Below are 12,312 nucleotides of genomic sequence, written 5' to 3' on the forward strand. Positions count from 1 at the left end.
ACGACTCCCGGCCGGCCCAGCCGGGATTGCCGTGACCTCCCCCCAGGCCCTCGTTGCAGGTGATGCGCCGGCGTGGGTGGCCGCCGGCGCGATGGACGGGCTTACCAGCCGAAGCCGGCGCCCACGCCGACCGAGCTGTCATCGCTGCTGAAGGCGCCGCCGAAGGTGACCGTGGCGCGATCGCTGATCGCGCGCTGGTAACCCAGTGACAACGCCGATTCGCCGCCCTGGAAACCGATGCCGACACCGACCCGGTTCTGGGTGCGGATGCCCGCGGCACTGGTGGCCATGTTGAGCATCGCCGCGCTCATCGCGCCCTGGCGGTCGATGCGGCGATCCATGTGGCGCAGGCGTCCATCGATTTCGCCCTTGAACACATCGAAGCTGTCGGCGACGGCCTGCACGCGACTGTCGGTGTAGCTGTTCGCCGTGGCCACGCCCCGATCCAGCTGGTCCTTGTTGACGGCGTCAGTGGCGGTGGTGCCGGCGGCAACGTTGGTGACCTGGCGTTCGTTGCCTTCGCTGCCGACCGACACGGTGTTGGCACGGTCGGCGACCGAACCCTGGCCCAGTGCCACGGCATTTGCGGCCGTGGCGTTCGCACCCTGGCCAATGGCCGTGGACGACGCGCCGCTGGCGACGGCCCCCTCGCCCATGGCCACCGCGTTGGCGCCGGTCGCCGGGGTTCCGACCGGAATCCCGGCGCCCGCTGCGGCCACGGTCGGCGTGCCCTGCACGCGCGCGCTGCCTGCGGTCGACGCGGCCGGTGCGGCATCGGCTGCCGCGGCGGCATCTCCCAGGTTGGCCGAACCGTCATCCAGCGACGCACTCATTGCGCGCAGGCTGGCCGTGCTGGCGCGCGTGCCACCGGCGGTGCGGCGGTCGATCTCGCTCACCTTGCGGTCCAACGCACCCAGCGCATCGCCGACGTTGCTGTAGGTAGCGCCCTGGATCACATAGTTCGGTGCCACGAACACGCCTTGCATGCCGACGCTGGCGCCACCGCCGAGGAAGCTGGCGGCGTCACTGAGCGACTGGAACAGCTGCCCGCCATTGATCGCCTGGCGGCTGCCGGCGGCAATGCTGCCGGCGCCGACATTGTCGATGGTGGTGCCCTGGATGCCGGACAGGGTCAGGCGCTCACGGCTGGCATCGTCATAGCCGACCGCACTGGCCGCCGTGGTCTCGACCGTGGCGATGCGCGCATCGAAATCACCGACGCGGGTTTCCACGGCGCCGACGCGCTGGTTGGTGACATTGAGCTGGGAACCGGTGACCGCATCGGTACTGCCGGCCGCGATGCGGCCGTCGGCCACGTTGACGATGCGTCGGGTGGCCGGACCGGCGGTGCCGTTGCCACCGCCGACCGAGACCACATTGGCCTCCAGCGCGCGCGAACCGGCACCCAATGCCACCGAGTTGTTGCCGCTGGCGCCGCTGTTGGCGCCCAGTGCCAGCGCCGCGTTGCCGATGGCCGTGGCACCACTGCCCAGCGCATTGCTGCGGCTGCCACTGGCGTTGGCGTTGCCGCCGATGGCCACGGCATCGGCGCCGGTGGCACTGGCGGTACCCGAACCATTGGCCTTGAAGCGTTGGCCGACCGCATCGGCGGTGGCGGCCACTGCATCCAGCTGGCCCTTGTTCACCGCATCGGTAGCCTGCGTACCGGCCGCGACATTGGTCAGCTGGCGGTTGATCGCGCTGTGGGTCACGCCGGCAGCATCGACCCACTCCTGCGCGGCACCCACCGACACCGTGTTGGCGCGGTCGGCCAGCGAGCCCGCACCCAACGCGACGCTGTTGCCGGCGTCCTTGGTGGTCCAGGTGTTGCTGCCGAGCACCGTCGCGTTGCTGGCCTGCGCGTAGCTGTTGTAGCCGACCACGGTGGCGCCGTCTTCGGTGGCCCACGCCTCGCTGCCGATGGCGGTGGTGAACCGGCCAGCGCTGACGCTGGCGGCATCCTGTCCGGCCAGTGCATTGAAGCCGACCGCCACGCCGTTCAATCCGGTCGCGGCGTTGTTGCCCAGAGCGGTGCCGTACTCGCCCGCCTTGGCCTGCACGCCGAAGCCGGCGCCGGCGATCTCCGCGATGGTGCCCTGGCCCACCGCCGTGGACACGTCGGCGGCCTGCGCGGCACTGCCGATCGCGGTGCCGAAGAAGCCGGCGCTGGCGCCTGCACCAAACGCCGTGGCGCGCCAGCCACTGGCCTGTGCGAAGTTGCCGACTGCCGTGGTTTCGCGACCACCGGCGATCGCGCCGTAGCCCACTGCGGTGGCCGCCAGGCCGGCGGCCTCGGCCATGCCGCCGACAGCGGTCGCCCCGATGCCCTGCGACTGCGACTGCGCGCCGATCGCAATGCTGGCGGCGCCGCCGCTGCTGCTCTGTGCACCCAGTGCGACGGCGCCGCCTGCGGTGCTGCTGGCACCGCTGCCGATCGCCACACCCTGCTCGGCCGTGGCCAGCGCGTCGACGCCGACCGCCGTGGCATTGGCCGCGACCACCGTTGCGCCGCTGCCCACTGCGGTGGCGCCGTTGCCAATCGCATTGGCCGCGTTGCCAGCGGCGAGCGCATCGTCGCCCTCCACCCGTGCACCGGCTTCGCCATCGGCGTTGCCGCTGGCCTGGAACTGCCGGCCGGTCCTGTCGGCAACGCTGGCAACCGCGTCCAGCTGGCCCTTGTTCACCGCGTCGGTGGCCTCGGTGCCCGCCGCCACATGCGTCACCTGGCGCTCGCCGCCGGCGGTGCCCACGGCCACGGTATTGTCGCGCTCGGCCTTGGAGCCGGCGCCCAGCGCCACGCTGTTCAACCCACTGGCGGTGGCACTGGCGCCCAGTGCCGTGGCATCTGCCGCATCCGCCCACGAATTCCAGCCGATTGCGGTGGCGTAATCTTCGGTCGCCCAGGCGCCGGCACCGAAGGCCGCCGCGCCGGTGCCGCTGGCGCGCGACGGGATCAGGCCGAAGAAGGTGCTGCCACCGATGGCCACGCTCTCGGCGCCACTGGCTTCGCTGGACTGGCCGACCGCAACGGCACCACTACCGGCCGCCGCGGCACCGAAGCCGACCGCCGTGGTGTTGGCGCCACTGGCGGCCGAACCGTAGCCCAGCGCGGTGCCGAGGCGACCGCTGGCTTCGGCATAGCCACCGACGGCGGTGGTGCCATCGGCGGAGGCGGCACTGCGGAAACCACTGGCCAGTGCCTGCGTGCCGCTGGCATTGGATTCGGTGCCGGTTGCGGTGCTGTACGCACCGCTGGCCTGGGCCCGCGCACCCACGGCACTGGCCCCCAGCTCGCTGGCGCTGGCGCCGGTCCCGAGCGCGAGGCTGTCCTCGCCGGTGGCCTGTGCGGTGCTGCCCAGCGCCGCAGCGTTGTTGCCGGTGGCCAGCGCGTCGATGCCGACGGCGGTGGCGTTGGCCGCCAGTGCATTGGCACCGCTACCGAGCGCGGTGGCACCGTTGCCGATCGCGTTGGCCGCATCACCGGCCGCCAGCGCGTTGTCGCCCTCGACCAGTGCGCCGGTTTCACCGTCGGCGTTGCCACTGGCCTGGAATTGCCTGCTGGTCTTTTCCGCTGCGGCGGCGACGGCATCAAGCTGGTTCTTGTTGACCGCATCGGTGCCCTGCGTGCCAGCGGCCACGTTGGTGATCTGGCGGGTATTGCCACCGCCGCCGACCGACACGGTGTTGTCACGGTCGGCGATCGAGTCGGCGCCCAGAGCCACGCTGTTGGCCGCGCGCGATTCGGCGGCGTTGCCCAGCGCGGTGCTGTTGATGCCAGCCGACCAGGCGCCGCCACCGACGGCGGTGGAGTAGTTGCCCGATGCTTCGGTGGCCAGCACGCCGAACAGCGAGCCGCCGACGGCGACGCTGTTGGTGCCGGTCGCCAGGCTGCCCTGGCCGGTGGCCGTGCTGTAGGCACCCGAGGCTTCGGCGTCGCCGCCCAGCGCCACGCTGTTGGAACCGGAGGCATTGGCGAAGTTGCCGAAGGCAGTGGCGTTGAACGCCGAGGCCTGCGCGTAGCCACCGATGGCGGTGCTGTAGCCGCCGGTCGCTTCGGCACCGATGCCGAACGCGGCCGACGCAGTGCCGCTGGCGACGCTTTCGCTGCCGACCGCGGTGGCGCCGCTGCCACTGGCGTTGCTGAAGTAGCCCACCGCCACGGCTTCCTCGCCGGAAGCTTCGGACAGCACGCCATTGGCGGTGCTGCCGGCGCCGCTGGCGATGCTGGCGGCGCCGAACGCCGCACTCTGCTCGCCGCTGGCCTCGCTCTCCGCACCCTGTGCGGTGGCGTACTCGCCGGTCGCCTGCGCGTTGGCGCCGACGGCGCTGGCGTTGGCGGCACTGGCCAGGGCGTTGAAGCCCAGTGCCTGCGCGTTGGTGGCCAGCGCGTTGGCACCGCTGCCGAGCGCGGTGGCACCGTTGCCGATGGCATTGGCCGCATCACCGGCAGCCAGCGCGTTGTCACCGTCCACCAGGGCACCGGCCACGTCGTCGCCGTTGCCGCTGGCCTGGAAGAAGCGGCTGGTGGTGGTGGCGGTGGTCGCAACCGCGTCGAGCTGTGCCTTGTTCACCGCGTCGGTGGCCTGGGTACCGGCAGCGACGTTGGTCAGCTGGCGCTCGTTGCCGGCGCTGCCGACCGAAACGCTGCGGGCGCGGTTGGCAACCGAGCCGGCGCCCAGCGCGACGGCGTTGCTGGCACTGGCGTTGCTGCCGGCGCCGAGCGCGATCGCGCTTTCACCACCGGCGACCGTGTTGGTGCCGATGGCGATGCTGTTGACGCTGTTGCCGAGCGCCTGGAAGCCCAGCGCCACACTGTTGTCGCCATAGCCGAAGGCGCCCCGGCCGACCGCCGTGGCGCTGGCACCGTTGGCCCAGCTGTTGTAACCGATGGACGTTGCGCCGCTGCCACTGGCCCACGCCGCATTGCCGAACGCCGAGGCATTGGTGGCCGTGGCCCACGCACCGGAACCGAAGGCACTGGCGCCACTGGCCGTGGCCCAGCTGTAGCCACCGACGGCGGTGCTGTCGTCACTGCTGGCGAAGGCACTGTCGCCAACCGCAACCGCGTAGCCGCCGGTTGCTCGCGACGTGCCGCCAGCAGCGAAGCTGTTGTCCCCGCTGGCCTTGGCCGCATTGCCGAACGCGCTGCTGGCGGCGCCGGTGGCCTGTGCGCCGCTGCCCACTGCGGTGGCGTTGGCGACGGCGGTGGTGCCTACCTGCTGCGCCGTGCCGTCGGCACCGATGATCGGCTGGTTGTACTCGTCGTAGGCCTGGCCGAGGCCACCGATGGCAACACCGCCGTTGCCGGTGGCGTTGCTGTTGCGACCCACCGCCACGGCGTCGTCACCGATGGCCGAAGCGGCGGCGCCATGTGCAACCGCGCCGGCGCCGATCGCATTGCTCGACGAACCGGCCGCCACCGCGCCTTCGCCCTCGGCGAGCGCACCGGCATCACTGCCCGCTTCCGGCTGGGCCTGGAAGAAGCGCGCGGTGTTGTCCGCGGTACTGGCCACGGCGTCCAGCTGCGCCTTGTTCACTGCGTCGGTGGCTTCGCTGCCCGCGGCCACGCTGGTGATCTGCCGTTCGTTGCCGGCACTGCCCACGGCCACGCTGTTGGCGCGCACCGCTTCGGAATTCGCGCCAAGCGCGACGCTGTTGGCGCCACGCGCGGTGGCGTAGTACCCGACGGCCGTGCTCTGTGCACCGCTGGCCCAGGTCTGCGCGCCGAGTGCGCTGGCATTCTCACCCGGGGCGTAAGCGAAGTAGCCGACGGCGGTGGATTCCGCGCCGGAGGCTTCGGTCAGGCTGCCGTTGGCCACCGCGCGGTCACCGCTTGCGATGGCACCGGCGCCGACGGCCGTCGCCGCTTCGCCGCTGGCCTGGGTCTGCACGAAGAAACCCAGGCCCGGAATCAGGTCGGCCGGGCCACCGATGGCCACGCTGCTGGTGCCGGTGGCGTTGCTCTGCGTACCCAGCGCAGTGGAGTAATCACCGATGGCATTGGCGACCGCACCGAACGCGGAGGCCTGGGCACCGGCGGCATAGGCACCGACGCCGTAGGACGACGCCGCAAAGCCGCTGGCTTCGGCACTGGCGCCGACTGCGGTGCCACCGACACCGGCGCTGGTGGCGCCGGTGTCGACCGGCACGCCACCACTGGTGATCAGCGGATTGCCATCGGCATCCACCGCAGCACCACCGACAGCGACGCTGCCCGGGCCGTTCGCCTGCGCGTTGTTGCCGAACGCGGCGCTGTTCTGACCTGAGGCCAGCGCGTTGTTGCCCACCGCAGTCGCGTTCTGTGCGACGGCATTGGCGCCCGCGCCCACAGCGGTGGCGCCGTTGCCGATCGCGTTGGCCGCCTCGCCGGCCGCCAGTGCCTCGTCGCCTTCGGCCAGCGCGCCCGCGTCGCTGTTGCGGCTGCCCGTGGCCTGGAAGTGCCTGGCGGTGGCATCGGCCACGGCGGCCACGTCCTTCAACTGGCCGACATTGACCGCATCGGTGTCTTCGGTGCCCGCCGCGACGCTGGTGATCTGGCGGGTCAGGCCGTACTCGGCGGCACCGACGGACACCGTATCGACACGGTCGGCCAGCGAGCCGGCACCCAGCGCCACGCTGCCGGTGGCGACCGCCGCCGAGTTGGAGCCCAGCGCGGTGCTGTACTCACCCACGGCGGTGCTGAACGCACCCACCGCGATCGATGCTTCATTGGCGGCGGTGGCGCCACGGCCCAGAGCGGTACTGCCCGGACCCATCGCCACGGCACCGCCACCGACGGCAGTGGCGCCGTCGGCGCTTGCTTCGGACAACGCCCCCAGTGCGGTAGCCGCGCCGTTCTCGCTGGCGGCATAGGCGCTGGCGCCGACGGCGGTGTCACCGAGGCCGAACGCGGCCGCGCTCTGCCCGACCACCACGCTGGCGTCGCCGATGGCCAGGGCGCCCTGGCCGAACGCGCTGGCGCCCAGGCCGGCGGCAATGGCCTGGGTGCCGATGGCAGTCGTGGCGTTGGCCAACGCCTGTGCACCGGCACCGGCGGCCACCGCGCCCTGCCCGTCGATCTTCGCTGCGTCGCTGTCATCACCGGCACCATCGGCCTTGAAATAGCGCTCACCATCGGCGACCACGTCCGCCAGCGCCGCCTGCGTGGCGCGCGCCTGCGCATCCAGCTGCGCCTTGTTCACCGCATCGGTGGCCTGGGTGCCGGCGGCCACGTTGGTGATCTGCCGTTCCTTGCCGGCATCGCCGACGGACACGGTGTTGGCGCGCGCGGCCTTGGAACCGGCGCCCAGCGCCACGCTGTTGGCCGCGCTCGCGCTGCTGTTGCCGCCGATCGCCACCGCGTTGCTGCCCTTGGCGCTGGCCGTGCCTTCAACCAAGCACTTTTCCAGCAGCTTGCCACTGAACGCCACGCAGGTAGCGCTGCCGCCGATCTGCACCGACTGCGCAATGGCGGCACTGCTCATGCCCAATCCCAGTACCAGCCCCAGCGCCACGGCCAGCGCGGCTGGCGTTGCCTGCGTCGTGCCGCGGCGCTGGTCGACCACACCACCGCTGCTGTCGGAAGAGGCCAGTTCCGAGGCCACGACCAACTGACCCAATGCTTTGTTCCAGACCTTGCGATAAATCCGATTCATCGGTACGGCTCCTGATTGGACTGGTTTTGGGCAAAGCAACGCCACCGCCGGACCGTGCGGCCCAACGTCCCCCCTGGGGGCGTCTATTCGCGTGATTTACTGCGGGTATTGCCGAACGGCGCGCAGCGACAGAAACCCGAGCGCGTGCGCCAAGCGGTTACTGCGAAATGAATGATTCTGAAACGGGCTTCAAGTGTTAACGGCAACTTTGGAGAACGTCAAGACTTTGACACGACAAATCCTATTGCCGTGAAGCAGTTCACTATTTCACGGGTTTATAAAAGGATTTCGTTATGCAGACGTGACGAACGGCTGGCGCATGAAAATCGATGTAACTAGCGGGCGCGACTGGAGTTTCACACACGCAAAGAAAAACCCGCTGGCAATGCAGCGGGTTTTTCCATACGCGATGGCATTGCGCCCTGCGCGGAATGATGCGATCAGCCGCACCACACCCGTGCATTGCGGAACATGCGCATCCACGGCGAATCCCCCTGCCATTCGGCGGGCGCCCAGCTCAGGTTGAGCGCGCGCGGGGTGCGCTCCGGGTGCGGCATCATGATGGTGACGCGACCGTCGCTGCTGGTGAGGCCGGTGATGCCGTCCGGCGAACCGTTCGGATTCAGCGGATACTGGCTGGCAACGTTGCCATGGCCATCGATATAGCGCAGCGAGACGCGGGCCGCGGCCTGGTCGACGGCCGTGTCGAACACTGCCTGGCCTTCACCATGCGCCACCGCCACCGGCAGGCGCGAGCCGGCCATGCCACGCAGCAGGATCGACGGCGACTCCACCACTTCCAGCAGCGCGGTACGGGCTTCGAACTGCTCGCTGGCATTGCGGCGGAACTGCGGCCAGTGCTCGGCACCCGGAATGATGCCCTTGAGCTGGCTCATCATCTGGCAGCCGTTGCACACGCCCAGCGCGAAGCTGTCTTCGCGCGCGAAGAACGCGGCGAAGGCATCACGCAGCGCACTGCGCTCCAGGATCGAGGTGGCCCAGCCACGGCCGGCACCGAGCACATCGCCATAGCTGAAGCCACCACAGGCGACCAGGCCGGTGAACTCCTGCAGCGCCACGCGGCCTTCGATCAGGTCGCTCATGTGCACGTCAAAGGCACGGAAGCCGGCACGTTCGAAGGCGTTGGCCATTTCAATCTGGCCGTTGACGCCCTGCTCGCGCAGTACCGCCACGCGCGGACGCGCACCGGTGCTGATGAACGGTGCTGCGACATCTTCGTTGAGATCAAAGCTGAGCTTCGGCTTCAGGCCCGGTGCGTTGAAGGCACGTGCCACCTCGCGCTCGGCGTCGGCATTGGCCGGATTGTCGCGGCGCTTCTGCATCGCGTGAGTGACCGACCACCAGGCGTCGAACAGCGCTTCCCAGCGCCATTCGGCCAGGTTGCCACCACCCAGCGACACACGCACCACCGGTGCGGTGGTCGGTTTGGCGATGCGCTGTGCGCATTCGGTCAGTGCATGGCGCTCGACCAGGTCAGCGAACGCGGCGCGGTCTTCGCGTGCGATCTGCACCACCGCACCCAGTTCCTCGTTGAACAGGCTGCGGAACGGATCATCGCCCCACGCATCGAGGGTGATGTCCAGGCCCATCCGCGAGGTGAAGGCCATTTCGCACAGCGCGGCGAAGGCACCACCGTCGCTGCGGTCGTGGTAGGCCAGCAGCAGGCCGGCCTGGCGCGCATCGCGGATCAGCTCGAAGAAACCCCGCAGGCGCTGCGGATCGTCCAGGTCCGGAGCGGCACCGGCGAAGGCCGGCAGGTCACCATGGTCGGCGTGCACCTGGGCCAGGATCGAACCGCCCAGGCGCTGCTTGCCGGCCCCCAGGCCGATCAGCCACAGCTCGCTTTCCACGTCGCGGTCGAGCAGCGGGGTCAGCTGCTGGCGCACATCGGCCACCGGCGCGAACGCCGAGATCACCAGCGACACCGGCGACACGCTCTTGTGCGCTTCGCCCTGGTCGTGCCACTGCGCCTGCATCGACAGCGAGTCCTTGCCCACCGGGATGCTGATGTCCAGCTGCGGGCACAGTTCCATGCCCACCGCCTTCACCGCGTCGTACAGCAATGCGTCTTCGCCCGGGTGGCCGGCCGCGGCCATCCAGTTCGCCGACAGCTTGATTTCATCCAGCGCATCGACCGGGGCCGCGCACAGGTTGGTCAGCGCTTCGCCCACCGCCATGCGTGCCGAAGCCGCCGCATCGAGCAGGGCCAGCGGGGTGCGCTCGCCGATCGACATCGCCTCACCGGCCACGCCATCGAAGTCGGCCAGGGTGATCGCCACATCGGCCACCGGCAGCTGCCACGGGCCGACCATCTGTTCGCGCGCGGTCAGGCCGCCGACGCTGCGGTCACCGATGGTGACCAGGAAATTCTTCGAAGCCACGGTCGGGTGCGCCAGCACGCGCAGGCCGGCCTCATGCAGGTCCAGGCCGCCGGTCTTCAGCGCCGGCCAGCGCGGTGCCGGCGGATGCGCGGTGTCGCGATGCATCTTCGGCGGCTTGCCGAACAGCACGTCCATCGGCAGGTCGATCGGTGCATCGGCCGGGGTGTGGCCCGGCACGGCGCCGTAGGCCACCACCAGATGCTCTTCAGCGGTGGCCACGCCGACGGCCGCGAAGGGGCAGCGTTCGCGGGCGCACAGCGCGGCGAACTCGGCCAGGCGTTCCTGGGCCACGCCCAGCACGTAGCGTTCCTGCGACTCGTTGCACCACAGCTGCATCGGCGACAGCGACGGATCATCGGTGGGCACCTTGCCCAGGTCGATGACACCGCCGACGTTCGAGTCGTGCAGCAGTTCGGGGATGGCGTTGGACAGGCCCCCGGCGCCGACGTCGTGGAAGAACTTGATCGGGTTGTTGGCGCCCATCGCCACGCAGCGGTCGATGACCTCCTGGCAGCGGCGCTCCATTTCCGGGTTGTCGCGCTGCACGCTGGCGAAGTCCAGGTCCTCGGCGCTTTCACCGGAGGCCACCGAACTGGCGGCACCGCCGCCCAGGCCGATCAGCATCGCCGGCCCGCCGAGCACGATGACCGCATCACCGGCCTGCAGCGGGATCTTGTCGACCTGGACGCGGTCGATCGCGCCGAGGCCACCGGCCAGCATGATCGGCTTGTCGTACGCGCGCACCAGATCGGCACCTTCGGGCAACTCGAAGCTGCGGAAGTAGCCGAGCAGGTTGGGGCGGCCGAACTCGTTGTTGAACGCGGCGCCGCCGAGCGGGCCGTCGGTCATGATTTCCAGCGCCGGCGCCATGCGCGGGTTCAGCGCGCGCGGCGCTTCCCACGGCTGCGGCAGCTCGGGGATGCGCAGGTGCGAGACAGAGAAGCCGGTCAGGCCCGCCTTCGGCTTGCCGCCACGGCCGGTCGCGCCCTCGTCGCGGATCTCGCCACCGGCACCGGTCGAGGCACCGGGGAACGGCGCGATCGCGGTCGGATGGTTGTGCGTTTCCACCTTGATCTGGAAGGCGCTGGGTACCTGCGGCTCGCGGCGGTATTCGCCACTGGCCGGATCGGGACGGTAGCGCGAGGCCGGATGGCCTTCGATCACCGCAGCGTTGTCGCTGTACGCGCTGAGCGTGTGCTGCGGGGTCTGCTGGTGGGTGTTCTTGATCATCCGGAACAGCGAGCGGTCCTGTTCCTGGCCGTCGATGGTCCAGCTGGCGTTGAAGATCTTGTGCCGGCAGTGCTCGGAGTTGGCCTGCGCGAACATCATCAGTTCCACGTCCGACGGCGACCGGCCCAGCGCGGTGAAACGCTCGCGCAGGTAGTCGATCTCGTCCTGGGCCATGGCCAGGCCGAGGCGCTGGTTGGCGGCCTCCAGCTGGTCCACCGGCACGCGTTCCAGCTCACCCCGCGCCGGCGCGGAGAACAGCGCCTGGCCCTGCTCGACCGTTTCCAGCACCGACTGCGTCATCGGGTCGTGCAGCGCCTTGACCAGCGCCTGCTGGGCGGCGGCATCGACCGGCCAGCCCTGCACGTCGATGCGCAGGCCGCGCTCGACCCGGCTCACCGGCTGGCCGGCACCGCGCACCAGTTCGGTGGCCTTGCTCGACCACGGCGACAGCGTGCCCAGGCGCGGCACCACGATGCGGCTGACCGCGCCCTCGGCCACGGCTTCGGCCTGCGGCGCAGCTTCGAGGATGCGGCACAGGGTGGCGAGGTCGGGAGCGGCGCTGCCTTCGGGCTGCACGAAGTAGACGTGCCAGGCACCGCTGATGCGCAGGGAGGGAGCGATGGACTGCAGGCGGGATTCAAGACGTTCGCGGCGGAACGGCGACAGGGCGGGCGCGCCCTCGAGGACCATCATGTCCGGGGAACCGTAGTTGGGAAACGGGCCCGACATTGTACCGGAAGCAGGGGGATGGCTTTGGCCGGGCGGCGCCCGGCACCCGCCGAGGCCAGGGCAACGGCAACAGCAACAGCTGCTGCCAAAGCAAAAGCAGGATTTCCGTGGGATGGCGGGGTGGATCCGGTGGCGGGGGACGCCGTAAACCCATCCCTGGGGGCTTGGCCGCGGCATCCATGCCGCGGATTGATCTGGCCCCCTGAAAACGGACGCCATGAAGCCGTTTCAGGCGGCAGTCCGGAGCTGCCGGGCGTAGTTGTTAGGCGAGTGGTAGCCCAGCGCCGAGTGTAGCCGGGCTGGATTGTAGAAGCCGT

General features: G+C 70.2%; 2 protein-coding genes. Both read right to left on the bottom strand.

Features of this window, described 5'->3' with window-relative positions; translation table 11 throughout:
* Positions 1 to 101: 101 nt before the first annotated feature.
* Positions 102 to 7,634 carry an ESPR-type extended signal peptide-containing protein gene (locus WDC87_RS02670; protein WP_164082679.1) on the bottom strand — a complete coding sequence of 2,511 codons (7,533 nt, stop codon included), beginning with the start codon at positions 7,632 to 7,634 and terminating at the stop codon, positions 102 to 104.
* Between the two features lie 440 nt (positions 7,635 to 8,074).
* A complete protein-coding gene (gene purL, locus WDC87_RS02675) occupies positions 8,075 to 11,959 on the bottom strand; it encodes a phosphoribosylformylglycinamidine synthase (protein ID WP_252745134.1) in 3,885 nt (1,294 codons plus the stop codon).
* Positions 11,960 to 12,312 lie beyond the last annotated feature (353 nt).

This window comes from Stenotrophomonas maltophilia group sp. Smal12, assembly GCF_037079935.1.
GTDB lineage: Bacteria > Pseudomonadota > Gammaproteobacteria > Xanthomonadales > Xanthomonadaceae > Stenotrophomonas > Stenotrophomonas sepilia.